Annotated in this window: 25 protein-coding genes and 1 pseudogene; 11 read left to right on the plus strand and 15 right to left on the minus strand. The window is 73.1% G+C overall.

Annotation, left to right across the window (positions count from 1 at the left end):
• The first annotated feature begins 67 nt into the window (after nt 1–67).
• The gene (locus ACIA8L_RS29940; protein ID WP_395909877.1) at nt 68–313 is read left to right on the plus strand and encodes a GntR family transcriptional regulator; all 246 of its coding nucleotides are present in this window, start codon (nt 68–70) and stop codon (nt 311–313) included.
• Between the two features lie 421 nt (nt 314–734).
• Entirely contained in the window at nt 735–1,808 is a 1,074-nt protein-coding gene (locus ACIA8L_RS29945) for an alpha/beta fold hydrolase (RefSeq protein ID WP_395909878.1), read from the plus strand.
• A gap of 117 nt (nt 1,809–1,925) precedes the next feature.
• Here the strand turns inward: ACIA8L_RS29945 and ACIA8L_RS29950 are convergent, their stop codons facing one another.
• Nucleotides 1,926–3,365 carry a dihydrolipoyl dehydrogenase family protein gene (locus ACIA8L_RS29950; protein WP_395909880.1) on the minus strand — a complete coding sequence of 480 codons (1,440 nt, stop codon included), beginning with the start codon at nt 3,363–3,365 and terminating at the stop codon, nt 1,926–1,928.
• A gap of 1 nt (nt 3,366) precedes the next feature.
• Complete coding sequence (locus ACIA8L_RS29955; RefSeq protein ID WP_395909881.1) at nt 3,367–3,924, minus strand: hypothetical protein; 558 nt, start codon at nt 3,922–3,924, stop codon at nt 3,367–3,369.
• A 131-nt stretch (nt 3,925–4,055) separates the two neighbouring features.
• Between ACIA8L_RS29955 and ACIA8L_RS29960 the strand changes: the two genes are divergently transcribed.
• Nucleotides 4,056–4,628, plus strand: coding sequence for a TetR/AcrR family transcriptional regulator (locus tag ACIA8L_RS29960; protein ID WP_395909882.1), 573 nt, complete (start codon nt 4,056–4,058; stop codon nt 4,626–4,628).
• Nucleotides 4,629–4,664: 36 nt separating this feature from the next.
• Here the strand turns inward: ACIA8L_RS29960 and ACIA8L_RS29965 are convergent, their stop codons facing one another.
• The 5 genes and pseudogenes from ACIA8L_RS29965 to ACIA8L_RS29985 all read right to left on the minus strand — a co-directional run.
• Entirely contained in the window at nt 4,665–4,964 is a 300-nt protein-coding gene (locus tag ACIA8L_RS29965) for an EthD family reductase (RefSeq protein ID WP_395909885.1), read from the minus strand.
• A gap of 225 nt (nt 4,965–5,189) precedes the next feature.
• Nucleotides 5,190–6,392 carry a glycosyltransferase family 9 protein gene (locus ACIA8L_RS29970; protein ID WP_395909887.1) on the minus strand — a complete coding sequence of 401 codons (1,203 nt, stop codon included), beginning with the start codon at nt 6,390–6,392 and terminating at the stop codon, nt 5,190–5,192.
• Nucleotides 6,389–6,577, minus strand: coding sequence for a DUF2795 domain-containing protein (locus ACIA8L_RS29975; RefSeq protein ID WP_395909889.1), 189 nt, complete (start codon nt 6,575–6,577; stop codon nt 6,389–6,391). Before ACIA8L_RS29975 ends, ACIA8L_RS29970 begins: the two co-directional genes overlap by 4 nt.
• A 97-nt stretch (nt 6,578–6,674) precedes the next feature.
• Nucleotides 6,675–7,742, minus strand: a complete 1,068-nt coding sequence (locus ACIA8L_RS29980; protein ID WP_395910271.1) for a sodium:calcium antiporter — start codon at nt 7,740–7,742, stop codon at nt 6,675–6,677.
• A 57-nt stretch (nt 7,743–7,799) separates the two neighbouring features.
• Nucleotides 7,800–7,886: pseudogene (locus tag ACIA8L_RS29985) on the minus strand (hypothetical protein); the annotation flags it as partial.
• A 189-nt stretch (nt 7,887–8,075) separates the two neighbouring features.
• Here ACIA8L_RS29985 and ACIA8L_RS29990 point away from each other — a divergent pair.
• The gene (locus ACIA8L_RS29990) at nt 8,076–9,860 is read left to right on the plus strand and encodes a thiamine pyrophosphate-requiring protein (RefSeq protein ID WP_395909891.1); all 1,785 of its coding nucleotides are present in this window, start codon (nt 8,076–8,078) and stop codon (nt 9,858–9,860) included.
• On the opposite strand, the gene ACIA8L_RS29995 is transcribed toward ACIA8L_RS29990, so the two are convergent.
• The gene (locus tag ACIA8L_RS29995; RefSeq protein WP_395909893.1) at nt 9,853–10,983 is read right to left on the minus strand and encodes a mannosyltransferase family protein; all 1,131 of its coding nucleotides are present in this window, start codon (nt 10,981–10,983) and stop codon (nt 9,853–9,855) included. The genes ACIA8L_RS29990 and ACIA8L_RS29995 overlap by 8 nt on opposite strands.
• A gap of 95 nt (nt 10,984–11,078) precedes the next feature.
• Between ACIA8L_RS29995 and ACIA8L_RS30000 the strand changes: the two genes are divergently transcribed.
• From ACIA8L_RS30000 to ACIA8L_RS30015, 4 genes are read left to right on the plus strand one after another with little or no spacing between them, the layout of a single operon-like run.
• Nucleotides 11,079–12,557, plus strand: coding sequence for an NAD(P)/FAD-dependent oxidoreductase (locus ACIA8L_RS30000; protein ID WP_395909894.1), 1,479 nt, complete (start codon nt 11,079–11,081; stop codon nt 12,555–12,557).
• A 29-nt stretch (nt 12,558–12,586) separates the two neighbouring features.
• Nucleotides 12,587–13,114 (plus strand): hypothetical protein, encoded by a 528-nt coding sequence (locus ACIA8L_RS30005; RefSeq protein ID WP_395909896.1) that lies wholly within the window; start codon nt 12,587–12,589, stop codon nt 13,112–13,114.
• 47 nt (nt 13,115–13,161) lie between these two features.
• A complete protein-coding gene (locus ACIA8L_RS30010) occupies nt 13,162–14,304 on the plus strand; it encodes a zinc-dependent alcohol dehydrogenase (RefSeq protein ID WP_395909898.1) in 1,143 nt (380 codons plus the stop codon).
• Nucleotides 14,305–14,319: 15 nt separating this feature from the next.
• Nucleotides 14,320–14,892 carry a hypothetical protein gene (locus ACIA8L_RS30015; protein WP_395909900.1) on the plus strand — a complete coding sequence of 191 codons (573 nt, stop codon included), beginning with the start codon at nt 14,320–14,322 and terminating at the stop codon, nt 14,890–14,892.
• 5 nt (nt 14,893–14,897) lie between these two features.
• Here the strand turns inward: ACIA8L_RS30015 and ACIA8L_RS30020 are convergent, their stop codons facing one another.
• The 4 genes from ACIA8L_RS30020 to ACIA8L_RS30035 form a co-directional block, all read right to left on the minus strand.
• Nucleotides 14,898–15,290 carry an STAS domain-containing protein gene (locus ACIA8L_RS30020; protein ID WP_395909902.1) on the minus strand — a complete coding sequence of 131 codons (393 nt, stop codon included), beginning with the start codon at nt 15,288–15,290 and terminating at the stop codon, nt 14,898–14,900.
• 55 nt (nt 15,291–15,345) lie between these two features.
• The gene (locus ACIA8L_RS30025) at nt 15,346–15,717 is read right to left on the minus strand and encodes an STAS domain-containing protein (protein ID WP_395909903.1); all 372 of its coding nucleotides are present in this window, start codon (nt 15,715–15,717) and stop codon (nt 15,346–15,348) included.
• 67 nt (nt 15,718–15,784) lie between these two features.
• Complete coding sequence (locus tag ACIA8L_RS30030; protein ID WP_395909905.1) at nt 15,785–16,489, minus strand: GAF and ANTAR domain-containing protein; 705 nt, start codon at nt 16,487–16,489, stop codon at nt 15,785–15,787.
• Nucleotides 16,490–16,584: 95 nt separating this feature from the next.
• Nucleotides 16,585–16,998 (minus strand): STAS domain-containing protein, encoded by a 414-nt coding sequence (locus ACIA8L_RS30035; protein ID WP_395909907.1) that lies wholly within the window; start codon nt 16,996–16,998, stop codon nt 16,585–16,587.
• Between the two features lie 200 nt (nt 16,999–17,198).
• On the opposite strand from ACIA8L_RS30035, the gene ACIA8L_RS30040 reads away from it, so the two are divergent.
• Nucleotides 17,199–17,987: a hypothetical protein gene (locus ACIA8L_RS30040; protein ID WP_395909909.1), complete on the plus strand. Its 789-nt coding sequence runs from the start codon at nt 17,199–17,201 to the stop codon at nt 17,985–17,987.
• 3 nt (nt 17,988–17,990) lie between these two features.
• Here ACIA8L_RS30040 and ACIA8L_RS30045 read toward each other — a convergent pair whose 3' ends face one another.
• On the minus strand, nt 17,991–18,560 hold the full coding sequence (locus tag ACIA8L_RS30045; protein ID WP_395909912.1) for a hypothetical protein: 570 nt from the start codon (nt 18,558–18,560) through the stop codon (nt 17,991–17,993).
• A gap of 270 nt (nt 18,561–18,830) precedes the next feature.
• On the opposite strand from ACIA8L_RS30045, the gene ACIA8L_RS30050 reads away from it, so the two are divergent.
• Together ACIA8L_RS30050 and ACIA8L_RS30055 are read left to right on the plus strand one after the other, a co-directional pair.
• The gene (locus tag ACIA8L_RS30050; RefSeq protein ID WP_395909913.1) at nt 18,831–19,454 is read left to right on the plus strand and encodes a hypothetical protein; all 624 of its coding nucleotides are present in this window, start codon (nt 18,831–18,833) and stop codon (nt 19,452–19,454) included.
• A 99-nt stretch (nt 19,455–19,553) separates the two neighbouring features.
• On the plus strand, nt 19,554–20,831 hold the full coding sequence (locus tag ACIA8L_RS30055) for a ferric reductase-like transmembrane domain-containing protein (protein ID WP_395909916.1): 1,278 nt from the start codon (nt 19,554–19,556) through the stop codon (nt 20,829–20,831).
• 15 nt (nt 20,832–20,846) lie between these two features.
• Here ACIA8L_RS30055 and ACIA8L_RS30060 read toward each other — a convergent pair whose 3' ends face one another.
• Both ACIA8L_RS30060 and ACIA8L_RS30065 read right to left on the minus strand, forming a co-directional pair.
• A complete protein-coding gene (locus tag ACIA8L_RS30060) occupies nt 20,847–23,063 on the minus strand; it encodes a transglycosylase domain-containing protein (RefSeq protein ID WP_395909918.1) in 2,217 nt (738 codons plus the stop codon).
• 57 nt (nt 23,064–23,120) lie between these two features.
• Nucleotides 23,121–24,137, minus strand: coding sequence for an aldo/keto reductase (locus ACIA8L_RS30065; RefSeq protein ID WP_395909920.1), 1,017 nt, complete (start codon nt 24,135–24,137; stop codon nt 23,121–23,123).
• Nucleotides 24,138–24,238: the final 101 nt, after the last annotated feature.

Below are 24,238 nucleotides of genomic sequence, written 5' to 3' on the forward strand. Positions count from 1 at the left end.
TGTCTATCCCTGTCCATACCTGTCTCTACCCGGCTTTCCAAGGATTGTGGCCACTAGCTTGCGAAATGTGATCGACCCGTACGCTGCTGTGCCTCGCTACATCCAGTTGGCGAACATCCTGGAGGACGAGATCCGGTCCAGGAGGCTGCCTGCGGGCCGGGCGCTGCCGTCCGAAGCAACGTTGCAGCAGCGGTATGGGCTGGCGCGGCAGACGTGCCGCAAGGCGGTCGCCGTGCTGCGCGACCGAGGCCTGGCCATCACCGTGCGTGGACTCGGGAGCTTCGTTGTGGAGAAGGTCCCGCCGCGCTCGTAGGCACCTCAATCGCCGCCAGGACATCGAACAGAGCCGAGGCATTGTTGTGTGCTGCCGCGGATCGTGCCCGCCGTGTGGTCGAAGCCGCGGCTAAGGGTCGGGCTGAAGGCGACCCAGGCGTGCCGGCTCGCGATGGTCCTAAAGGATCCGAAGACGGCGGCCGACATGCTGGCCCGCGCCCGGTCCGTCACGCTCACCGCCGACGAGTGCGCACGGGCGGCATCCGCGTTCGACAATGCCGCCGAAGTCGCGGCGGCACTGCGGGGAGTCGCCGTGCGAACACTGACCCATCGACTCGATCGACACGTCCGATCGGCCAGGGTGGGGGTCGGGATCAATCCCTATGCTCTACCTCGCTCGCAAATCCTCCTTACAGCAAGGAATGCGAATGCGTCGATTATTGGTATTCTCCGTCGCACTGTTGAGCAGCGTATTACTGAGCACGGCGGCCCGGCCCTCCGCGGCGTTCGCCGACGGCACGGATCCGTCCTGGGCGACCTGTTCCGCGCAGACGATCTCGGTGACCGTCTCGGCGACCGATCCCACCCCGTACAACGTGCGCGGGCGGCTGTGCACCACCCAGGACAGCGTCCGGGGCCGCAAGACGGTCGAACTCCTCGTGTCCGGCCTCACCTACGACCACAACTACTTCAATTCACCGTCGCAGCCAAACACGTACTCGTACGTCTATGCGGCCACGAGCCGTGGATATTCGACCTTCAATATCGATCGGCTCGGGGTCGGGCTGTCCGACCATCCGCCGTCGAGCAAGCTGACGCTGCAGTCGCACGCCTATGTCATCGCCCAGATCGTGCAGAAGCTGCGGGCCGGGGCCATCGGCGGCATCGCCTTCGTGAACGTCGTCGGGGTCGGGCACTCATTCGGGGCCGCGATTCTGCAGTACCTGGCCGGGACCACCACCGACGTGACGGCCCGACCCGATTATCTGGTACTGCAAGACTTCCTGACGGCCACCTACGCGCCCGGGCTCGCGGTCCTGGGGGCCGCGCTCGCCACCGCGGCGACCGACCCGGCGTTCACCTCCGCCGGCCTGGACAGCGGATACATCACGACCATGCCCGGCACCCGCGGCACCGCCTTCTACCGCGCGGCCGGAGCCGACCCGGCGATGATCACGATGGACGAGTCCACCAAGCAGACCGGCACGCTGACCGAGCGCTCGTCGCTCGGCGTGGCCCGCACTCCGGCGGTCACGCTGGCGGTCACCGTGCCGGTGCTGATCACCGTCGGGCAGTACGACAGCTTCTACTGCGACGAGGCCAGCGGGCTCACCTGCGCGAGCGGCGCCGCCGTGAAGACCCGGGAGGCCGCCAACTTCGGCCCGCGGGCGTGCCTGAGCGCCTACGTCGTGGTCGACGGTGGTCACGTCACCGGATTCCACATCAAGGCCCGCGACTCCTACAACTTCGCGCACAGCTGGGTCGACAAGTACACGATCAACCCGGTCAAGGACGCGAACGGCTGCGTCGCCTGAGTCCCGTCGATCACGCCCGGGGCACGACCCGGCGGTCGGGTGTGTGCCCGGGCGTGGTCGACGATCAGGCGCCCTGGGCCACCACCCACGTCCGCGCCGGCTCCTCGAATCGGGCCGTCAGCGGCCGTAGGCTTCCAGCAGCCGCAGCCAGACCTCGCTGACCGTCGGATACGCGGGCACTGCGTGCCAGAGACGATGCAGTGGTACCGCACCGACGACGGCGATCGTCGCGGCGTGCAGGAGTTCGGCGACGTCCGGGCCGGCGACGGTGAAGCCGACGATCACCTGCCGGTCCTCGTCGACGACCATCCGGGCCTGGCCCTGGAAGCCGTCGGCGTGCAGGGCGGAGCCGGCGACGGCGCCGAGGTCGTAGTCGACGACGCGGGTGCGCAGGCCGGCGGCTTCGGCGGCGGCCGCGGTGAGGCCCACCGAGGCGACCTCCGGATCGGAGAAGACGACCTGGGGTACCGCGTGCTCGTCGGCGGTCGCGGCGTGCCGGCCCCACCGGCCGTCGTCGACCGGCTCGACCTTGGCCCGGGCCACGATGACGTCGCCGGCCGCTCGCGCCTGATACTTGCCCTGGTGGGTGAGCAGCGCGCGGTGGTTGACGTCGCCGGCCGCATACAGCCAGCCGCCGCCGATCGGGGTGCCGTCCGCACCAAGGACGCGCAGCGTGTCGTCGACGGTGAGCCAGCCGCCCGGCTCCAGCCCGACGGTGTCCAGGCCGAGGTCCTGCGTGTTCGGTGCCCGGCCGACCGCGACGAGGAGTTCGTCGGCGTCGAGCTGTCCGCCGTCGGCGAGCGTCAGGTGTACCGCGCCGTCGCCGTCCCGCGCCACGGCGGTCGTGCGGGCTCCGGGCAGTACCACCACCCCTGCTTTTTGCAATGACTGCGTGACGAGGGCTCCGGCGAACGGCTCGGCCCGGTGCAGCACGCCGTCGCGGGCCAGCACCGTCACCTGCGCGCCGAGGCTCGTGTAGGCGGTCGCCATCTCCGTGGCGACGACCCCGCCGCCGATGATGGCGAGCCGGCCGGGCACCTCGGTCGCCGCGGCCGCTTCCCGGCTGCTCCATGGGGCCGCATCGCGCAGCCCGGGAATGTCGGGGAGCAGGGCGCTGCTGCCGGTCGCGACGACGACCGCGTGCCGGGCGGTGAGTGTGGTGGTGGTGCCGTCGGCGGCGGTCACGTCGACGGTCCGCTCGCCGGTGATGCGGCCCTGGCCCCGGTGCAGGGCGATCCCGGCGGAGTCCAGCCAGGACACCTGACCGTCGTCGTGCCAGTCGGAGGCGAAGGCGTCGCGGCGGCGCAGGACGGCGGCCGCGTCGAGCGTCCCGGTGACGGCCTCGCGGGCGCCGGGCAGGTCGCGGGCGGCCCGCAGTGCCGACGCGCTGCGCAGTAACGCCTTGGTCGGCATGCAGGCCCAGTAGGAGCATTCGCCGCCGACGAGTTCCCGTTCGACGATCGCGGCGCTCAGGCCGCCCCGCACGATCCGGTCGGCGACGTTCTCGCCGACGGGTCCGGCGCCGATGACGATGACGTCGTAGGTGGTGGTGGTCATGTCAGTTGCCCTTCGCGGTGCGGCCGAGCCGGATGGCGGCGATGAGGAAGAAGATCGCGCCCGGGATCGCGTAGCCGACGGCGTTGGTCAGGGCCGGGTCATTGGCGGCGGCGCTCGCGATGAAGGACGCGCCGGCGAGGACGGAGATGCCACCGCTGATGATCATCGGCCACTGCCCGCCCATCCGGCGGCGGGTGAGGCCGACGGCGAGCTGCACCAGGCCGGCGACGACGGCCCAGGCGCCCCAGACCCGCAGGACGGCCGGGATGCCCGACGCGCCGGCGACGGCGAGGCCGACGGCGGCGAGGAGGCTGATGACGATGTTCACGTACAGCAGGACCGGTGATCCGGTGGCCCGGGACGCGCGGGCGTCGACGATCGCGGCGGCCACGTCGAACAGCGGGTAGATCACCAGCAGGGTGGCGGTGACCGGGTTGAGGTGCTTGGCCAGGGGGATCATCACGAGCGCCCAGACGATGGCGAAGCCGAAGCGGACGAAGTAGAGCCGGCGGAGGGCGGACGCGGTCGTGGCGAGGCTCGAGGGGGCGACGGTGGTCATTGGAATTCCTTCTGGCTTCGGGGGAGAGAACGAACGTTCTGTCTCCCGTAACGATGACGCGGGGCCGGCGGTCTGTCAAGACCGAACGTTCTGTCGCTATGCTTGTCGCCATGGCACGTGGTGAGACATAGGTGCGGCCGTCCGAGGCGCGGTTACGGCTGCTCGACACGGCGACGCGGATGTTCTACGCCGAGGGCATCCACTCGGTGCCGGTCGACCGCGTCCTCGACGCCGCGAAGATCACCCGGGCCACGCTCTACCGGCACTTCCCGGGCAAGGAGGACCTCGTCGTGGCCTATCTCACGCGGGTCGACGAAGGGATTCGCAGCCAGGTCGGGACGGCCGCCGGCACGCTGCCGCCGGCCGAGGCGCTGCGGGCGGTGGCGGCGTCGATCGCCGCGGACATCCGGACGCCCGGCTTCCGCGGGTGCGCCTTCCTCAATGCCGTCGCCGAGTACCCGGACCCGGAGCACCCCGTGCACCGGGCCGTCATCGCGCACCGGCGCTGGTTCCTCGACACGGTCACCGCGCTGATGACCCGCATCGACGCGACGGGGGCGGAGGCGGCGGCCCGGCACTTCGTGATGCTCCGCGACGGTGCGATGGCGGCCGGCTGCCTGTCCGATCCGGTGCTGATCGGCGAGACCTTCCTGCGCGGCGTCGACGGTCTCGTCGAGCGCCACGGCGCGCGCCGGCCGTCCTGAGACCCCGGCGCGCGCTGTGGTGTGCGGCTCCGGCGTCTACTCGATGTCGGAGAACAGTCCCGTGAACGTCACCTTCGACTCCGCGAGGGCGCCGAAGACCGCGCCGGCGGCCGGGGTGGCGACGGCGGCGGAGGCGTCCTCGTAGCTGTCGAAGTAGAGGTCGAGGGTGCGGTATGCGGGCGTGGGGGAGCCGTCCTCCTTGGGCCACACCTTCGCCGACTCGGCCCGCCGCAGCGCCGGGAACGTCTCCGCGGCCGCCTTCACCTCGGCGTAGACCTTCTCGAACGCCTCGGGGTCCGCGGGGTTGTCGATGATCAGGGTGATCTTGGTGGGCATTGCCGGCCTCCGGGAGGTGTAACGAACGTTCTGTCTGATCGAACGGTAGCGCCGTCGGCCGGAACGGTCAAGACCGAACGTTCTATCTTCAGCTGACGTCCCGGCGAACGGTTCGTGCGGCGCCCGCGGCCAGGGGGATCAACACCCAGACGAGCGTCGAGACCCCCAGCCGCGCGGCGTCGCCGAGACCCATCGTGGCACTCGTCAGCGGTCCGGTGGTCGCGTTCAGGTCCAGCCATCGCGCTCGGCGCCACCGGCTTCCTGCTCAAGGACACCCCGCCGCCGAAGAAGGTGGAGGGCGGGTGCGCCGCCCGCGGCGATCCGGTCCTCCCGCGGAGCGTCGCGCGCCAGGTCAACACCGCGGCGACCGGCGGCCGCGGCCCCGTGGTCGCAGCCGGGGCCGTTGTCGCGCAGCGGATACAGCTCGGCGGTGCGGCCGGCGCCGCAGCGGGGGCAGGACATCGTCCAGGACAGCAGCGCACGGTGCCGGTGCTGCTCGAACGGGCCGGAGTTGACGGCATTGCCGACCCAGAACAGCCCGACCGTCGCGGCGCCGACGGCCGCGGCCAGGTGCAGCGGCCCGGTGTCATTGGCCACGACCACGGCGCAGCCCACATACAGGGCCGCCAGCCCGCCCACCGACAGCCGATCGACGAGAGGCCGGGCCGGCGCCCGCATCCCGGCGGTGACGGCGCCGACGATGCCGCGTTCGGCCGCCGAGCCGGTCACGAACACCTCGGCGCCCCGGGCCGCGGCGGCGTCCCCGACCGCGGCGAACCGCTCGGGCGGCCACTGCCGCCGCGGGTCGGCCGCGCCCGGATGCAGCGCCACCCGCGGCCGGCCCGGCGCCCCGGCCACCGTGAGCGCCTCGAGCCGGTCGGCGTCGCCGACGGTCACCGACGGGCGCAGCGTGACCGGCGCCGCCCCGACGAGCGCCACCGCCTCGAGGTACCGCGACACCTCCGGCTGGTGCAGGGTGTAGCGGATCCACCGGTCCAGCGCCGGGGCGTCCGGCGCGCGCAGCCCGGCCGTCAGCCGTGGCCGCAGCGACGCCAGCAGCGGGGTGGAGTGCGCGCCGCCGCCGTGCAGCTGCAGGCCGAGGTCGAAGCGCTCGGCCCGGCCCGCCGCCCGGAACCGTTCCACATCGGCCGCCGACCACGCCTCACCCGGATCGGCGGCCCGGATGCCCGGCGCCGGCGGCACGACGACGACCCGGTCCACCGGCCCGGGCCGGTCCCGCAGAAACCGGGTGTGCCACGGCGCGCCGAGCAGCGTCACCTCGGCCGCCGGGTACGCCGCCCGCAGCGCCGCCAGCGCGGGTGTGGCGAACAGGAAGTCGCCGAGAGCGTTGGCCCGCAGCACCGCGATCCTCGCCACGCCCGGCAGCAGCGCCCCGGTCGCTTCCGGCACCGCCCGCGTCGTGGTCACCGGTGGCCGAACGCCTCACGGACATCCTGCGCGGAGTCGAAGCGGTCCACCGGCAGGCTCTCGAGCGTCCGCACGACATCGTCGTCGGCGCCCCGCGCCCGGGCGTGCTCGACGAGGGTCCGCTTGTCGGCCGGATGGACGACATCGCCGAGGTACTGCGGCCACGAAACCGGGTTCACGGTCATGCCCGGCCGCTACCCGTCCGGCCGCGGCTGACGCATCGCCGTGTGGGTGGTCCCGGCCCGGGTAGGCGGCCGGCGATCAACGCTGCGGCAGCTCCGGTCAGGCGCTCGCGATCGCGATGAGACCGGCGATGCCCAGCAGGTACAGCACGAGCACCGCGATGGAGTCGGCGCCGAGCCGGGCGATGCGCCGCCGCGGCCGGAAGACCAGCCCGACGGCGTAGACGACGGTGAGCAGCATGCCCAGCGCGGTCAGGTAGATGTCGGTGTCCTGCGCCTGCGGCAGGACCGCCCGTCCGGACAGTACCGTGGCCAGCAGGAACAGCACGGGCAGGAATGCGTTGCCGCCCAGGATGTCGCTGACGGCCAGCTGGTAGTCGCCGTGCCGGACCGACGCCAGGCCGGTGGACAGCTCGGGCAGGGAGGTGGCGGCGGCCAGGACCGTCGCCCCGAAGAGGACCCCGGACAAGCCGGCGTGCGCGGCGATGGCGTCGCCGCTGCGCTCCAACACCACGCCCGCGCCCAGCGTGACAAGCGCCGCGACGCCGAAGATCAGCGCGGCCCGGCCGGTGCTGACACCCCTGCCGGTGGCCTCCCGCTCGCGCTGGTGGCGACGGTGCCCGCGCGGCACGTCCTGGTTGTCGGGGGCTTCACCGGACTCGTGCCACGGCAGCGACGTGCCGGCCCGGCGCAGCAGGAGCAGCCCGCACACCCACAGCACCAGGATGAGCACGGAGCCGGGCGCCAGCCGCAGCGCGACCAGGCCCGCGGGCAGCCGGTTCGCGGCCACGACGACCGCCAGAACCGCGATGACCAGGACGGCCTCGAGCACGAGCACCAGCGACGCCGCGCGGTAGGTCAGCGGCCGGTCCCCGCGCACCCCGAACGCGTCCAGGGCGACGAGGACCACGGTCTGGATCGCGATGCCGCCGAGGATGTTGCCGATGGCCACGCCGACCTGCCCCGACACGGCGGCGCTGCCCACGATCGCGATCTCGGGCAGGTTGGTCGCCACGGCCAGCAGGATGAGCCCGCCCAGCGCGGAGCCCAGGTGCAGGCGGGTCGACAGCACGTCGGTCTGCGCGGAGAGCTGGATGCCGGCGACCCAGATGGCACCGGCGGCCGCGACGAAGACGAGCACCACGAGCAGTACCGGCCAGCCGGACATGTCCACCTCCGGCCGCGCCGTTACCCAGCGCGGCCGGCGGCAAACCCGGCGGTCAGGCCGGTGGATGAGCCACGGGTGGCCGTGGAAGGCGAAGATCACCGGGCGGTCGGCGGTGAACAGGGCGTCGAACTCGCGGTCGGGCACCCGGCGCCCGGTCGGCCGCCATCGATGGTCGGACCGGCCCCGCGGACATCGTCATCGGTCGAGGTGTCGCCACCGATCGGCCCGGCGGTCGTCGTCGTGATAGGGCCGCCGCTACCCGGCCTCCCGCCGGATAGACAAATTGGTCGATCGGCGTTGGTTCGGGCCGCCGCGGCCGGGTAGCGGGGCGGCATGGCTGAGCGGACCGTCTCCGATGTCGTCGTCGAACGGCTCCACGCGTGGGGTGTGCCCCGGGTGTTCGGGTACTCCGGCGACGGCATCGACGGCGTCCTGGGCGCGCTGCGCCGGGCCGGTGAGCCGGACTTCGTGCAGGCCCGGCACGAGGAGGCGGCCGCGTTCATGGCCGTCGCGCACGCGAAGTACACCGGCGGGGTCGGCGTGTGCCTGGCCACGCAGGGGCCCGGCGCGGTGCACCTGCTCAACGGGCTCTACGACGCCAAACTCGACTCCAAGCCCGTCGTGGCGATCGTCGGGCAGCAGACGTCGACCGTGCTCGGCAGCGCCTACCAGCAGGAGATCGACCTGCAGCGGCTCTTCGGCGACGTGTGCGCCCAGTTCGTGCAGACCGCGCACACGCCCCAGCAGGTGCCGATGCTGCTCGACCGGGCGTTTCGCATCGCCCTGGCCACGAGCAGCCCGACGTGCGTGATCCTGCCGCACGACGTGCAGACGGCGGCCGCGCCCGACCCGCAGGAGCACACGCACGGCGTCATGGTGACCGCGCCCGGTTCGCCCCGCCCGCGGGTCGTGCCCCGCGACGAGGACCTCGACCGGGCCGCGGCGGTCCTCGCCGCCGGGGAGCGGGTCGCCGTCCTCATCGGCCAGGGCGCCGCCGGCGCCGCCGCCGAGGTGGCCGAGCTGGCCGAGCGTCTCGGCGCCGGGGTGACCGCGTCGCTGCTGGGCAAGCCCGTCCTCGACGAGGGCCTCCCGTGGCACACCGGCGTCATGGGCCACCTCGGCACGACCGCCAGCGCCGAACTCATGCGCGGCTGCGACACGCTGCTCATCGTCGGCAGCAACGACCCGTGGACCGAGTTCTACCCGGCGCCGGGGCAGGCCCGGGCCGTCCAGATCGACATCGACGGGCGCCGGCTCGGGGTGCGCTACCCGGTGGAGGTGCCCCTCGCCGGTGACGCCGCGGAGACGGTGCGGGCGCTGCTGACGCGGATCGAACCCCGCGCCGGGCGGTCCTGGCGGGATCGGGTTCAGGAGTCGGCGCGCCGCTGGGACGCCATCGCCGAGGCCCGCGCGGCCGCCGCGGCCGAGCCGGTCAACCCGCAGCACGTCGTGCGGGCCCTGTCCGGGCGGCTGCCCGCCGACGCCCGGGTGGCCGTCGACGTCGGCTCGGTGACCTACTGGTACGCCCGGCACCTGCGCCTGCCCGCCGGCGTGCCCGCCCACCTGTGCAGCACCCTCGCCTGCATGGGCTGCGGCCTGCCCTACGGGCTCGCGGCCAAGCTCGCCGCGCCCGGCGCGCCGGTGGTGGTCCTCACCGGCGACGGCGCGATGCAGATGGCCGGCCTGGCCGAGCTCGTCACCGTCGCCGCCCGCTGGCGGGACTGGGCCGACCCGCGCTTCGTCATCTGCGTGCTGAACAACCGTGACCTGGCCGAGGTCAGCTGGGAGCAGCGGGAGATGGAGGGCGAGCCGCGCTTCGCCGAGTCGCAGCGGCTGCCCGACGTGCCCTACGCGCAGTGGGCCGACCTGCTCGGGCTGCGCGGCGTGCGGGTCACCGACCCCGGCGAGGTCGACGAGGCCTGGTGGCAGGCCCTGCACGCGGACCGGCCGGTGCTCATCGACGCGGTGACCGACCCGGCGATCCCACTGCTGCCGCCGCTGCAGGACGAGGAGCAGGTCCGCCCGATGTACGAAGGGCTGGCCGCCGAGGACGGCGACCTGGCCGTGCGGGCCGAGGAGCACCTGCGGCGGGAGCGCGCCGGCGAAGGCTTCAAATGATCGTGTGGGTCCAGTACGCCAGCCAGAGCACGAACAGCGCGCCCTGCGTGACGGCGAGCAGCGCGGTGAGCGCCGTCTCCACCTCCCGGCGCACCGTCCACCGGGCCAGGACGGCGGCGAGCGGGAACGCCACGAGCAGATAGCGCAGGAGGCTGCGGTACACCGGCACCCCGATGCTCAGCGCGGCCAGCACGAGCACGACGGTGTACACCGCGTAGGCCGGGTGCAGCCGCCACGCCCCGGCCACCGCCAGGGCCAGGACCGCCACCGCGAACCAGGTGCGCGTGCGGTCCAGCGGCGTGCCCGCGCTCACCCCGTGCCAGAGCGTCCACAGCGGGTCGGTCAGCTCGATGCCCCAGCCGCGGCGCTGCTCCTCCTGGTACGCGAACCAGTCGCCGACCCGCCAGCGGCTGTAGGCCATGAAGGTCAGCCAGCCCGCGGGTACGAGTACCAAGGCCAGGGCTTTCGGCTCGAACCGGCGCCCGGACCGGGTAACCAGCAGCAGGACCAGGGGGATGACCACCAGGAAGCCGACGGAGCGGCTCAGGGCGAGGAAGTAGCCCGCGACGCCGGCGGCGATCCACTGCCCGCGCTCGGCGTGGTAGAACGCGACCACGGCGAGGCACACGAACAGCGCCTCGGTCAGCGCGGCGTGGAACAGGAACGCGGTCGGCATCAGCACCAGGAGCCGGGCGGTGCGCCGGGCCGCCTCGTCGTCCGCGGACTCGCCGAGGACGAGCAGCGACCAGCGGTACAGGTAGGCCAGCAGGACGATGTAGGCGGCGTCGGCGATGAGCAGCAGCGCCAGCTCCGTGTCGCCGCCGAGCGGGACGGCGAGCGCCTTTGCGAGCACCGGGTACAGCAGCGGGAAGCCCAGATGCTCCCACTGCCCCCACGGGACCTCGGCGAGGTTGCGGTACTGGAACGAGTCCCACGCGAACCACATCGAGTACCACCCGTGCGACGACACCGCGTCCTGGTCCGCGCGCATCATCGTCTCACCGGCGGGCGGCCCCCCGGCCGCGTCGAAGGCTTGGCGCGCGAGGGTGCCGAGGATGCTCAGCGCGGCCTGCGACACGACGAACAGCAGGATGGCGTACCGCCAGTGGGCCGAGAGTCGCACGGATGCCCGCTACCCACTTCCGGCCGTCTGATGTTTACCGATCGCCCGACGTGCAAGTGGGGGACCCGGAAGCGTCGGACGGCGAGGGGGCGGAAATGCTGGACGGGCAACACACAACGGTGATCGTCGTGGGGGCGGGGCCGGCGGGGCTGACCGCGGCGCTGCAACTGGCCCGGCGCGGGGTGCCGGTGCGGGTGCTGGAGGCCGACGACGTCATCGGGGGCATCAGCCGCACCGCGGAGCGCGACGGCTGGCGCTTCGACATCGGCGGACATCGCTTCTTCACGAAGGTGCCGCAGGTCGAGGCGCTGTGGCACGAGCTGCTGCCCGACGACGACTTCCTGCTGCGGCCCCGCATGAGCCGCATCCTGTACCGGGGCCGGCTCTTCGACTATCCGCTGCGGGCCACGAACGCGCTGCGCAACCTCGGCCCGGTCGAGGCGGTGCGCTGCGTGGCGTCGTACCTGCGGGCCCGGCTGCGCCCGCCCGCGCGGCAGGACACGTTCGAGGGGTGGGTGACGGCCCGCTTCGGGCGGCGGCTGTACGGCATGTTCTTCAAGACGTACACCGAGAAGGTGTGGGGGGTGCCGGCTTCGAGCCTCCCGGCCGACTGGGCGGCCCAGCGCATCAAGGGCCTGTCGCTGGGCCGCGCCGCCCTCAACGCGCTGCTGCCGAACGTCCAGCGGTTCCGCACCGCGAGCCTGATCGACAAGTTCCAGTATCCGAAGTTCGGGCCGGGCATGATGTGGCAGCGCTGCGCCGAGCGGGTCCGTGACCTCGGCGGCACCATCGAGACCGGGGCCGCGGTCACGGTGATCCACCGCGATGCCGCGCGGCGCCGCGCCGTCGCCGTCGAGGCCGGTGGGCGGCAGCGGCCCGCCGACGCCGTTGTCTCCACGATGCCGATCGCCGAGCTGGTGCTGGCCATGCGCCCGCCGGCCCCGCCCGAGGTCCCGGCCAGCGCCGCGGCCCTGACCCACCGCGACTTCCTGACCGTCGCGCTCGTCGTCCCGCGGCGGTTCTCCTTCCCCGATAACTGGATCTACGTCCACGACCCGGGCGTGCGGGTGGGCCGCATCCAGAACTTCGGATCGTGGTCGCCCTACCTCGTCCGCGACGGCCGGACCTGCCTCGGGCTGGAGTACTTCGTCTTCGCCGGCGACGACCTGTGGCAGCGGCCGGACGCCGACCTCGTGGCGCTGGGCACGGCCGAGCTCGAACGGCTCGGTTTGGTGACAGCCGGCGCCGTCGAGCGCGGGTTCGTCGTGCGGATGCCCAAGGCCTACCCCGTCTACGACGGCGACTACCACGAGAACCTCCGCGTCGTGCGGGACTGGCTGGCCGCCGCCGTGCCCAACGTCCACCCGGTGGGCCGCAACGGCATGCACCGGTACAACAACCAGGACCACTCGATGCTCACCGCCATGTTGGCCGTCGAGAACATCCTCGACGCCGCCGGCCACGACGTGTGGTCGGTCAACGTCGACGCCGACTACCACGAGGAGCAGCGCGGCGACCGGGCGCCCGCCGGCACCGGCCGCGACGCGCCGGTCGTCGCCCGGCAATTCGTGTAGCGGGGGTGAGGCCGGGTATGCGGGCCCACATGCTGAGGCGAGCGGTGTGGCAGGGTGTGGTGGCCGGACTGGCCGGAGCCGCGGTCATGACCGTGGCCGAGAAGGCCGAGCAGCGGCTCACCGGGCGGCCCGACTCGCACGTGCCGGGCCGGGTGCTGGCCCGACTGACGGGCCGGCCGGCGCGGCCGGGCCGCCAGCCGCGGTGGCTGAACCTGACGATGCACTACGGGCAGGGCGCCCTCGTCGGGGTGCTGTGCAGCGTCATGGCCCAGGCCGGCCTGCGCGGGCCGGTCGCGTCGGGCATGTTCACCGTGGTGCGGCTCAGCAGCGACCAGATCCTGGAGAACGCCACCGGGGTGGGCGCGCCGCCGCAGACCTGGCCCCGCGCGGAGCTCGCGCTCGACGTGCTGCACAAGAGCGTGTACGGCTTTACGACCGGCGCGGTCGCCGACGCCCTCGCCGCCCGCGACGGCCTGGGCCCCGGCCAGCGCCACGCGGCGATGCGGCCCGGACGCCACGCGAACGTCGGGCCGTTTGACGGGCGGTCTGGCGGGTAGCGGCCGACTGTCGGACAGTCAGCGGGCACATCGCCAGGAGGCGCCGTATGCGAGCGATGGTCTACCGGGGCCCCTACCGGGTGCGGCTGGAGGAGAAGGACCGGCCGGCGATCGAGCACCCCGACGACGCGATCGTCCGCGTCACCCGCGCCGCCATCTGCGGCTCGGACCTGCACCTGTACCACGGGATGATGCCCGACACCCGCGTCGGGATGACGTTCGGGCACGAGTTCGTCGGCGTCGTCGACGAGGTCGGTCCGGCGGTGCGCAACGTCGGCGTCGGCGACCGGGTCATGGTGCCGTTCAATGTGTTCTGCGGCTCGTGCTTTTTCTGCGCCCGCGGCCTGTACTCCAACTGCCACAACGTCAACCCCAACGCCACCGCGGTCGGCGGGATCTACGGGTACTCCCACACGTGCGGCGGCTACGACGGCGGCCAGGCCGAGTATGTCCGGGTGCCGTTCGCCGACGTCGGGCCCAGCGTCATCCCCGGCTGGATGGACGACGACGTCGCCGTCCTGCTCACCGACGCGCTGGCCACCGGCTACTTCGGCGCGCAGCTCGGCGACATCGTCGAAGGTGACGTGGTGGTCGTCCTCGGCGCCGGGCCGGTCGGTCTGTACGCGGCGAAGTCGGCCTGGCTGATGGGCGCCGGCCGGGTGATCGTCGTGGACCACCTCGAGTACCGGCTGGACAAGGCCCGCACCTTCGCGCACGCCGAGACCGTCAACTTCACCGAGCACGACGACATCGTCGTGTTCCTCAAGCGGGCCACCGGGCACCTCGGCGCCGACGTGGTCATCGACGCGGTCGGCGCCGAGGCCGACGGCAACCTGCTGCAGCACGTGACCGCGGCGAAGCTCAAACTGCAGGGCGGCTCGCCGGTCGCGCTGAACTGGGCCATCGACGCCGTGCGCAAGGGCGGCACCATCTCGGTGATGGGCGCCTACGGGCCGATGTTCAGCGCGGTGAAGTTCGGCGACGCCATGAACAAGGGTCTCACCCTGCGCATGAACCAGTGCCCGGTGAAGCGGCAGTGGCCGCGGCTGTTCGAGCACATCCGCAACGGCTACCTCGACCCGGCCGCCATCGTCACGCACCGCATCCCGCTGGAGCACATCGCCGAGGGCTACCACATCTTCTCGGCCAAGCTCGACGGCTGCATCAAGCCGCTCATCGTGCCGAACTGAGTGCCGGAGGACCCGATGCCGTACACCGCCGACAAGCCCGCCAACGCCGAGTCCAGCGCGGCGCTGCGGGCCCGGATCCCCGGCTGGGGCGCCGACCTCGACCCGAAGGACCGCCCGGCGGTACCGCGGGAGCAGTTCGATCCGGGCCTGAGCGGCGCGCCGTGGGACTTCCCGGAGCGCCAGCCGGAGCGGTGGCCCCGGGAGCGCTCGATCGAGCACGCCATGCTCACGCCGGTCTTCGGCACCAGCTGCCCGCCGCGCGGCCTGTCCGGTGCCATGCGCAGGTACGCGTACCGTCGCTACAGCGAAGCCCGGGCCGCGCACTGGCTGCTGCTGCTCGCCGCCGACCGGGTCGACGTGGCCGAGAGCCGGGTGCGTTCGGCGCTGCGCGGGCACCCCGACCCGATCGTCCCGACCGGCCTGCACGCCGAGGTGACCCACCACGGCCGGGCGTCGCGGCTGGGCCGGGGCCGCACGGACGTCGGGCACCAGCCGATCGACGCGGTGATCCAGGCCGTGCCGTGGGTGCTGGGCGGCGTCGCCGTCTACGGGCTGGTCCGCCGGGTCCGCCGCAACCGGCGGGACTGAGCGCCTCAGTCCTTGATGCGCCGGTCCTCGTCGGGGCCGAGGGCCGCCTCGACGGTCGTGTACATCGGCACATCCTGGCCGAGGCCGACGATCGCGAACGCCTCGCGGAGCACGGCCGTCGGGGCGGCCAGGCGCAGCGAACCGCCGAGGGCCGTGCAGGTGCGCCCGGACCGCAGCAGCCCCGTCATGCCGGCGGCGTCGCAGATGCGGACGCCGGCCAGGTCGACGACGACGTCGACGGCCCCGGCGTTGAGCCCGGACACCACCATGTGCTCCAGCCGCCGGACGCTGCCGATGTCCAGCACCCCGGCCGCGGTCAGCAGCCAGCGCCCGGCCCGCCAGGCACTGCCCACCCGCAAGGACGGGTCCGGCATCGGCTCGAGCGGCGGCGAATTCACGATCATGAGGTTGCCAGTTCCCGCGGCCGGGAAACAGACGACGCGGCAGTGATGATCATCGCGTTGTCCCGCGGGGCCGGTCCGGCTGGTCGGGCGCGACCTCGCCTTCGAGCTGCTTGAGGGTGCCGGTGATCTCCAGCGCCGCCAGCGACAGTCCGACAGCGCCCCGGACCGTCAGCGGGATGCCCTGCTCGCGGGCCCGGTTCTGCACCGCCAGCAGCACGCCGATGCCGGACGCGGCCAGCAGCGTCACCCCCGACACGTCGATCTCCACCGTGCCGGCCCGGGCGGCGTCCGTACCGGCCAGGGCGTCGGCGGCCACCACGAACAGCACCTCACTCGTCGCCAGGTCGACCTCGCCGGTCACCGCGATGCGCAGGCATCCGTCGGCGACCGGCCCCACCTGGACCCCAAACCGATGTGCCACGAGCCGGCCTCACACATTCCGAGTCGGTGCATCCACCCCTCTCGTGGTACCCACGGTGCGCGCGGTCTCACAGCGATCTCAGGGGCCGGCGAGCTCGCCGGTGCGCACCAGGGTGCTCGGCGATCTCGGCGAGCTTCGTGTTGGTGTGCTGGCTGGCCCGCACCAGCAGCTGGAACGCCGCCTCGCTGCTGATGCGGTGCCGCTCCACGAGGATGCCCTTGGCCTGGCCGATGGTGTCGTGGGTGGACAGCGCGGCGGACAGCTGCTCACGGCGCAGCAGCGCGCCGAGGGCGCCCGCGGCGTGCGCGGCGAAGAGCAGGCCGATGTGCTCGTCGAGATCGTCGAAGCGGCCGGGCGCGTGGGCGTAGAGGTTGAGCCCGCCGTGCTGCCTGTCGGTGGCCACCAGCCGGAACGACAGCATGCTGCCCAGCCCCAGCCGCCGCGAGCGCTGGGTGAAGCCCGGCCACCGGGTCTCCGCGGCGATGTCGGGCATGCGCACCAGCGGCTCGTCGAACAGCGCGGCCAGGCACGGCCCGGCGCCGGCGTCGTACTGGATCTGGTCGACCGCCCGCACGAAGTCGTCGCTGGCGACGGGCGTGAACGTGGCCTGCCGCGCCGTCTTGAGGGTCACGCCGGCATGCTCGGCGTGCGGCACCGTCCGCACGGCCGAGTCGACGATGGCCTGCAGCACCTCCTGCACCCCGGCGCCGCCGTGCAACTCCCCGGCCAGGCGGTCCATCCGGGACGCGAGTTCGGCGCGTGGGTCGGGCATCGGCAGCTCCGGCGGGGCAGGGGTCCGGCAATGACGCTCGGGTGAGCACCTACCCCGGGCGCCGCCGACCATGCGCCCCGGCCGGGAGCGGGTCCTCAGCTGCCGACCCGGGCGGGAGTCGACAGCTCCGCGTCCGTGTCGGCGCCGAGGACGTCGAGCAGCCCGCAGATGCGCAGAATCCGGTGCACGACGGGGGAGGAGCGCACGACCCGCAGGTCGCAGCCGGCCCGCTGGGCCATGACGGCCCCGGTCAGCAGCGTCCGCACGCCGGTCGACTCGATGAACGTCACCTCGGCCAGGTCCAGCTCGACGCGCTCGGGCGCGGGCTCGTGCAGTACCGCCGCGAATGCCGCATGCAGGCTGGCCGCGGTCAGCTGGTCGATCTCGCCGGCGACCGCGACACAGGTCACGCCGTCATCCGGTGCCGGCCGCTCCGGCCGAATGCGGACCTCGAGCAGGGCGACGTCGTCGCCGGACCGCAGGGACTTCGGGAATCGATCAAGCGCCATGGGGGCGTCTCCGTCGAACGATGCCGGCCGCGTCCGCTCGCTGCCGAACGGCGGGGCCCGCTCCCGCAAGTATGCACGCCGCCGCGGCCACCGCCATCGGCCCGCTCGGTTTCATCGGGCGGCGGGCGGGAAGTTGGAGCGCCAGGCACGCTATGAACATCGATCCGCGGAGGGGGCGAGCGTTGATCCCGCCGCCGATCGTGAACGTTTTCGCCCGGGCCGCGACCGACGCTTTGGACCGGGCCGCCGGCCAGCCGCGCGAGCGCAGCCGCGGCGTGGTGCTCGGCGCCGCCCACGGCTCGGCCGTGCACCTCGCGGTGGCCCTCGGGATGCCGTGGCGGCCGCTGGACTCCGGCTGGCCCGCGGCGCTGAGCGGACACGGGGCGGCCGGCGGGACCGTCGTGCTGGTGCACGGCCCGCGGCAGATCGACCCGGCCACGATCCGGGCGCTGTTCGACGCCGGCCGGCGCCACCGGCTGACCGTGCACGAGGTGCTCTACCCCACCGCGGGCGCGTTCAGCGCGGCCGTCGCCGACCTGTACCGCCGCTGGCTGCGCGCCGGTGGCCGCACCGGCAACCGGCTCGTGGTGGAGTGCGGCCGGCTCGTCGACCCGTGGAACGTGCTGCGGGCCGGGCTGGTGCCGTACTGGTGCCGGGAGCCGACCTGGGACGCCGTGCAGGAGCTGTGCTGGTGGCTGGCCGGCAGCGAGCCGTTCACGTCGATCGAGGCGCTGCCGGAGCCGCCGGGCGCGCACCGGCCCAGTACGGCCCCGCTGTACAGCTGGCGGGCGGCGGCCGCGTTCGCCACCCGCCGCGGCGTCGTCGACGGCCGCTGCGCGCGCCGCTACCCGACCGGCACCGTACCGGCCCGCCACGCCATCAAGGTCCTCCGCGACCACCCCGGCGACCTGCCGCTGCTGCCGCCGCTGCGGCCGGGCGAGGCGCTGAGCCACCTCGCCGCGACCGACACCGGCCTGCTGGTCCGCTGAGGCTCAGGCGGCCGGCCGGAGCACGCCACGGAGCCGGCGGGCGACACCGCGGGCGACCGAGCGGGGCTTCTGCTGCTCCCCGGCCAGGGCCGTCACCGCGATGAGCGCGCCGGTCAGGGCCGGCACCGTCCACTGCGCGACGCGCTGGCGGCGCTGCACCTGACGCACCGCCGGTGGCGTCTGCGCCGAAGGTTCGGTCACACCTTCCACCGGTACCGTCGCCGCGTCTTCCAACCGCATGCCCAGACGGCGGCTGTAGGCGGTCGCACCGAGCGCCGCCACCGTCAGTGCCGTCTTCACCGCACTCATCGTGCCCACGCCGCGCTGCCCGGCGACCCGGCCCCGTTCACCGACGAAGATGCCCGCGGCGCCGACGAGGTGGCTGCCGATCGCGGCCAGGTTCACCGGCGCCCACCGGTCCCAGCCGACCGACGACACCGCCAGCCGCTGCCTCGGGTCTTCCACCTTCGCCGCGGCGCCGTTCAGCCCGACCGCGCCCATCAACGATCCGCCGAACCACGCGGCGAGGCCCGCGTCGTGCATGGAACGCAGCACCGTGTCCCGCTCACCCATGATCTGTCCTTCCCACATCGGTTGTCCGGCACCGACTAACCACCGCGGGGCGGCCGAAACACCGGAGGGAGCCTTGGTTGCCGCCGGCCATCGCGGGTAGTGCGGTGCCGGATACCCGCAGGAGGGGCGGCATGGCCCAGGTGATACTGGCCGCGGCGGGGACGTTCGTGGTGCGGGATGTGCCCCGCCCGGAGCCGCCCGGCCCGGCGATCCTCGCCCGCCGCGGGGGAGGCCGCCCGGGCCGTACCGCGGGCACAGTGGTGCGTGGGGTTGAGCGAGTCCGAGCGGGAGACGCTGCTGGCCAACGCGCTCGTCTACGAGGGGCAGCAGCACTGGCTGCACTACCGCCACATCGAGCAGGAGCGCAACCAGTTCCTCGGGTTCTTCTTCACCCTGCTGGTCGCGGTCGTGGGATTTCTCGTGGCCTTCGGCGCCCGCGCGGCGGACTGGCCGACGGCGGCCACCGGGCTGACGATCATGGCCGCGGTGCTGTTCATGATCACGTGTCTCATCTTCACCAGCGTGCGGAAGCTCGGCGTCGCCCTCGAAGCGTGCGACCGCGACATCAAACGCATCCGGGCCGCGCTGTTCGAGCGGGTCGAGCCGGAGCGGACGCACCTCGCCCCCGGGCAGCGCGACGTGACCGTGCTGCGGCACCGCACGATGGTCGACCGCGTCTTCGACCCGCAGTTCTCCGCCGAGGTCATCGTCGGCACGTTCGCCGCCCTCACCTTCGGCGTGCAGATCCTCGTCGCCGTCGACTCGCTGCGCTCCAAGGACTTCTCGACCGGGCAGCGGGCCCTGGCCTGCACGCTCGCGGCGGTCAGCGTCGCCGGCGTCGCGGCCGCGGCCCGGCTGTGGGTCAAGTCCGGCCGCCTCCGCGGCGGCTCGTGAACCAGGTCGATGCCCCAACCGGATAACCGTTTTCCGGCAACCGAGGACATGTTCACAAACCCTGTCGGGACAACCGCCGCATTCGTACCGTCAGCACCCGTGCGAACCACCGCGAAGCTGATCGCGCTCGGCAGCCTGGCCGCCGCGACACTGCTGTGGTGGTCGGGCCGGCACACGTCGGCCCCCGGTGCCGCGGCCGCCGGGCGGCTCGCCGCACTCTGGTCCACCGACCTACTGCTGCTCCAGGTCCTGCTCATGGCCCGCATCCCGTGGATCGAGCGGGCCTTCGGCCAGGACCGGCTCGGCCGCTGGCACCGGTGGACCGGCGGGACCTCGTTGCTGCTCCTCGCCGCGCACGTCGTCCTCGCCACGGCCGCGGCCCACGACAAACTCCTGGCCTACCGCGGGATCTGGCCGGCGGTCGCGGGTTTCGCCGCGCTCGTGCTCGTCACGGCCACCTCCGTGCGGTGGGTGCGCCGCCGGCTGCGCTACGAGACCTGGCATCTGCTGCACCTGTACGCGTACGCCGGCATCGCCCTGGCCGTGCCCCACGAACTGTGGCTGGGCAGCGACTTCACCACCGGCCCGGCGAAGACCTTCTGGTGGACCATGTACGCCGCGGCGGCCGGCTCCACCGTCGTCTTCCGGCTCGGCCTGCCGATCTGGCGCACCCTGCGGCACCGCCTGCGCGTCGACCGGGTCGTCGACGAGGCACCGGGCCTGGTGTCGGTGTACCTCCGCGGCCGGCGCCTGGACCGCCTACCGGCCCGGGCCGGGCAGTACTTCGTGTGGCGCTTCCTCGACGGCGGCGACGCGCTGCTCGGCAAGCCGTTCTCGCTCTCCGGCCCGCCGAGCGCCGACCGCCTCCGGATCACCGTGAAGACGGTGGGGGAGGGCACCGCCCGGGTCGCCGCCCTGCGCCCCGGGACCCGCGTGCTGATCGAGGGCCCGTACGGCCGGATGACGAAGGACACCTACTCGGGCGGGCCGATCACGATGTTCGCCTGCGGCATCGGCGTCACCCCGCTGCTGGCCCTGCTGTGGGACCTGCCCTACGGCCACGGCAAGGCGACGCTGGTGTACCGCACCCGCCACCCCCGCGACGTCATCTTCCTCGCCGAGCTGGAGTGGCTGGCCCGCGACCGCGGCGTCCGCCTGGTCCCGCTGGTCGGCCCCCGGGCCGCGGCCGGCTCCTGGCTCCCGACCGGCTACGGCGACTACGACGACCTGGCCGCGCTGCGCTCCCTGGCTCCCGACCTGCCGGAGCACGACGTGTACGTCTGCGGCCCCGACCCGTGGACCGAAGCCGTCCTGCGCGCCGCGCGCCGACTGGGTGTACCCCCGCCGAAATTGCACCGGGAACGCTTCGCCTGGTGACGTCACCGCCACCGGTCAGGGCTGGATGCCGGTGCCCACCTGCTTGGTGCCGACGTTGGATTTCGGGGCGAACGGGACGGCCGGGGCCTTCGTCGCGGTGAGAGCGCCGTCGAGGAAGTCGCGCCAGATCTGGCCCGGCAGGCTGCCGCCGACAATGGTGCGGCCCTCCTTGTCGACGATCTTGCCTTCCTCGGCCCGGTTGCCGACCCACACGGCGACCGCGAGGCCCGGGGACTGCTGGCTGAAGGCCGTGTAGCCGGTCATCCAGGCGTGCGCGGTGTCGTCGGCCGGGCCGACCGGCCAGGTGCCGGCCAGGCCGGCGGTCTGGCGGCCGTCCTTCTGGCCCAGGTTGTAGTGCTGCGGCGTGCCCTGCAGGGCGGCGCTCAGGTCGGCCGACATCTGTTCTGTGAAGCCGGGGATGCGGGCCGGGCGGATCGCCTCGCTGTAGGTCTTCTTGCCGCCGGCCCACACCTCCTTCAGGAAGTGTGTCCGGGCGGCCTGGCCGCGGGCGGCGAACGTGGCCATACCGCCGGCCTGGTCCAGGACCGTCACCGGATACTGCCCGATCGCGACCTCGGTGTTGAACAGCTTCGGAAACGCCGAGTTGCCGTCGGTCTTCGTCAGGTCGACCCGCTGCTGCTTGCCGTCGACGGTCGCCCACATCGAGTCGATCCCGGCCGCCCGGGCCACGTCGATGACCTTGGGCACGCCCACGGCCTCGGCGACGCCGAAGAACGGGGTGCTCAGCGACAGGGCCGCCGACTCCTCCAGCGTGCACCACTTCGCGGAGCCGGACGCGCAGTGCGGTGCCGCCGCGGCCTCGCCCACGTTGCGGACCGGGTTGCCGGCCGCGGTGGAGCGGCCGCTGTTCGGGAAGCTCTGCGGAGACTCGCCGTTCCAGTGCGAGTCCACGGTGTACCCGCTCATGAGCGCGCTCGCCAGGGCGTAGACGTTGAACGACGCGCCCGCGGGGTGCCCGCCGCAGCAGGAGTCCTGGCCGTCGCCGAGGACGGGATCGTTGTAGAAGCCGGCGTAGTCGTTGCCGCTGCCCCGGTCGCCGCCGTAGTAGGCCTTGACCGCACCCGAGCCGGGCTCGACCGCGACCAGCGCCCCCTGCAGGTTCACCGGCTGCTGGTTCAGGTTGGACTCGGTGCTGCGGCCCGCCTCCCGGACCGCGACCTGCTGCATCACCGGGTCGATGGTGGTGACGATCTTCAGGCCGCCGTTGCGGACCAGGTCGAAGTTCTTCTTGCCGTCGAGGCCGGTGCCCTCGTAGAGGAGCTGGCCGGTCCGCGGGTCGGCGAGCGCCGCGACCTCACCCAGCACGTGGTGCACGATCAGGCCGTCGGGCTTGTCCATGGCCGCATTGCCCAGCGCCAGCGCGCGGGTGCGGGTCTGGGTGGGCGTAAGGACCGTGTCCGGGTAGGTGGTGGCCGCGGCCTGGCCGGCGGTCAGGAACTGCAGTGCGACCAGCTGGCCCTTGATGTAGTCGAAGCGCTGGTGGGCCTGGGTCGCGTCGACCTTCGGGTCGAACGGGCTGCCCTTGCCGTCCACGCCGGCCGGCCGCTTGATGAGCCCGGCCAGGACGATGCCCTCGGCGCGCGTCAGGTCCCGGGCCGGCTTGGCGAAGAACGCCTGCGCGGCCGCGTCGATACCGTAGGCGTCGCGGCCGAAGTAGACGAGGTTGAGGTACATCTCCAGGATCTGGTCTTTGCTGTATTGGTCGTTGAGCTTCTGCGCGATGACCGACTCGCGCAGCTTCCGGGAGTAGGAGACGCCCTCGAGGTCGGCCCACAGCCGGGCGTACTGCTGGCTGATCGTCGCCGCGCCCTCCTCACCGTCGCCGAAGACGTGGTTCCACGCCGCGCCGGCCAGGTCGCCGAAGTCGACGCCGTCGTTGCTGTAGAACGACGGGTCCTCGGCCGCGACGACCGCGTGCTGGACGTCGACCGGGATCTGGTCGATGCCCACGACGGTCCGGTTGTCGCCGATGCGCGCCATCGGTGTCGTGCCGTCGGCGTAGTAGACCGTGGTCGCCTGGTTGAGGCTGATCTCGTCCGGGAGCGCGACGGAGTCGTAGTAGTACATGCCCCCGAACGTGCACAGGCCGGCGACGAGGACGAGCACGATGAGTGACCGGATGAGGACCTTCCGGCCCCGGCGCTTCGCCGGCGCGGGGGCCGGTGTGGCCTCAGGCTGCGGTTCTTCCGGGCTGACCTGCAAGTCGTCCACCGTGACCCCCGTCGTCGACCGATCGAACACGACAGATGGTAACGGACCCCGGTCAGCTCATGGGGTGGGCAAGGGTGCCTCGCGGTTGGTCATGGCGTCCTGGGCCTCGGGGTAGCGGGCACCGATGATCTTGATCTGGTCGGCCGCGGCGCGCAGCTCGGCCAGCTGCTCCTCGCTGAGCTGCACCGCGGCGGCCGCCGTGTTCTCGGCCATCCGCTGCGGGTTCTTGGTGCCCGGGATCGGCACGATCCACGGCTGCCGGTCGAGCAGCCACGCGAGGGCCAGCTGGGCCGGGGTGGCACCGGCCCGCGCGGCGAGCCGCTTGAGCACGTCGACCAGGGCCAGGTTGGCCTCGAGGGCCTCGCCCTGGAAGCGCGGCGTCTGACCGCGGAAGTCGCTGTCGGCGAACGTGGTCGTCGCGTCGATCGCGCCGGTCAGGAAGCCCTTGCCGAGCGGGCTGTACGGCACGAGGCCGATCCCGAGCTCGGCCAGGACCGGGATTGTGTCCTGCTCGCGGTCGCGCCACCACATCGAGTACTCGCTCTGCACCGCCGCCACCGGCTGCACCGCGTGCGCCCGCCGGACCGTCGCGGCGGCCGCCTCCGACAGGCCGAAGTGCCCCACCTTCCCGGCCTCGATGAGCTCCCGCACGGTGCCGGCGACGTCCTCGATCGGCACCTGCGGGTCGACCCGGTGCTGGTAGTACAGGTCGATGTGGTCGGTGCGCAGCCGGCGCAGCGAGTGCTCCACCGCCCGGCGGATGCTGTCCGGGCGGCTGCACAGCCCGCCCGGCTCCACCCCGTTCTCGGCGAACGCGAACCCGAACTTGGTCGCGATCCGGACCTGGTCGCGGATCGGCTGCAGGGCCTCGCCGACGATGTCCTCGTTGGTGAAGGGCCCGTAGACCTCGGCCGTGTCGAAGAACGTGACACCGAGCTCGGCGGCCCGGCGGATCAGCGCGATCGCGTCCGCCCGCGCGGGCCCGCCGGACTGGCCGTAGGCGCCGGTGAGGCTCATGCAGCCGTAGCCGATCTCCGAGACGGTCAGGCCGGTGCCGAGCGTGCGCTGTCGCATTGCGGGTTCCCTTCGTTCTTCAGCGGATCGGGGTGACGGCCCAGCCGGCCAGGAGGTCCCGGACCTCGGCTCGGCTGTCCATGCCTCGACCGTACGGCCCC

Origin of the sequence: Dactylosporangium sp. NPDC051541 (genome assembly GCF_044454505.1) — a bacterium.
In the GTDB taxonomy this organism is placed as follows: Bacteria; Actinomycetota; Actinomycetes; order Mycobacteriales; family Micromonosporaceae; genus Dactylosporangium.